Here is a 1,468-nt window from a genome sequence, read left to right on the forward strand (position 1 = left end):
AGTTCGCCGTAGCTGAGGGTCAAATCCGGCTGGACCAGGGCAATGGCATCGGGTGCGGCAGCCACCCGGGCTTCGAACAGTTCCTGCACGCAGGACGATAGCGGCAGGTCTTGATACGTTTGGTTCCAGCCAACCACAACCTGCTCGCGTTCGGCAGCGGGCAGGACGTCGAGCTGCTGGAGGGGAACTGCGGGGGTATCGGCCAGTGCGGCAACCAGTGCTTCGATGGCGTGTTCGAGGAAGTCGCAGATGCGGCTGGGGGAGATGCCTTCCACCACTTGCGCTGTGAGGGCGAAATCATCACCCAGATCGTCCACGTCCACGCAGATCGGCATGTTGGTGCGTTCCTGACTGCCCAGCAGCGCCAGGCCCGGCAAGGCCGCATCGAATATCCCGGCAGCACCGGCCAGCGATTCGGGGCTGTGGCGATAGTTCAGGATGGTGGTGAACAACGGCGACTTGGCCGGTACGCCGCTGCAACGCTGAGCCAGCGCCAGCGGTGCATGCTCGTGCCGCAGCAATTCGGCCAGCAGCTTGTGCGTTTGCTTCAGGCCACCCAGCAGCGGTTGCTGATCGATCTGGATGCGAATCGGCAGCGTGTTCATGAACATGCCAAGGCTGCGATCCGACTCGGAGCCCCCCTGCATGCGGCCAAAGAACACGGTGCCGAACACCACGTCCTGACGGCCAGTCAGGCGCGCCAGCACCATGGCCCAGGCCAGGTGGATCAGGCTGGCAGCAGTCATGCCATTGCGGCGGGCACGTTCGCGCAGCTGCTGCGCCAAGGCAGGATCGAGATGGCGGCGCGCTTCGCGCACGCCACGGCCATCGCCTTGTACGTCGAGGATATCGAACGGTGCCGTGGGTTCTTCCACCGTCTGCAACATGTCGCGGAAAAACGGTTCGTGCTCGGCGCTGGTTTCGCCCAGGCAAATCTGCGCGATGAAGTTGCGGAATGGCACCGAGGTCGGCAAACCCGCACCCTGCCCTCGTTCAAAGGTCAGCGCTTCGTCGATCATCAATTCCAGTGTCGGATGGTCGATGGCGAGGTGGTGCGTGAGCAAGCGCAATACCCAGCGGCCATTCGGCTGGTCTTGCGTGACATACGCATGCATCAGCGGGGCGCGGCTGATGTCCAGGCGGTAGTGCTGCGGGTCGATGCGGGCAGCCAGTTGTTCGCTGACATCACCATCTGCTGCATCGAAATGCAGTTGCGTGATCGGCAGAGTAGCCTGACGATGCACCACCTGCTGCGGTTGCACCAAGCCCTGCCAGGCAATGCTGGTGCGCAGGATGTCGTGGCGGTTGATGACCTGCTGCATCGCGCCGAGGAATAAATCCAGCCGCTCGCGGCTGTCGCAGGCGATCAAGCCGGCTTCGACATAGGCATCATGCGCCGGGTCCACCAGATGGTGGAACAGCATCCCTTCCTGCAACGGCGCCAGCGGGTAGATGTCCTGCACATTGG

1 protein-coding gene is annotated in these 1,468 nt (G+C 63.1%); it reads right to left on the minus strand.

All coding sequences use genetic code 11. The features are described 5' to 3' along the window. Window positions 1-1,468: condensation domain-containing protein (locus tag B9A19_RS21810; protein ID WP_245804404.1), on the minus strand; the 1,468-nt coding region annotated here is incomplete at both ends.

Source organism: Andreprevotia lacus DSM 23236 (assembly GCF_900176275.1).
Taxonomy (GTDB): domain Bacteria; phylum Pseudomonadota; class Gammaproteobacteria; order Burkholderiales; family Chitinibacteraceae; genus Andreprevotia; species Andreprevotia lacus.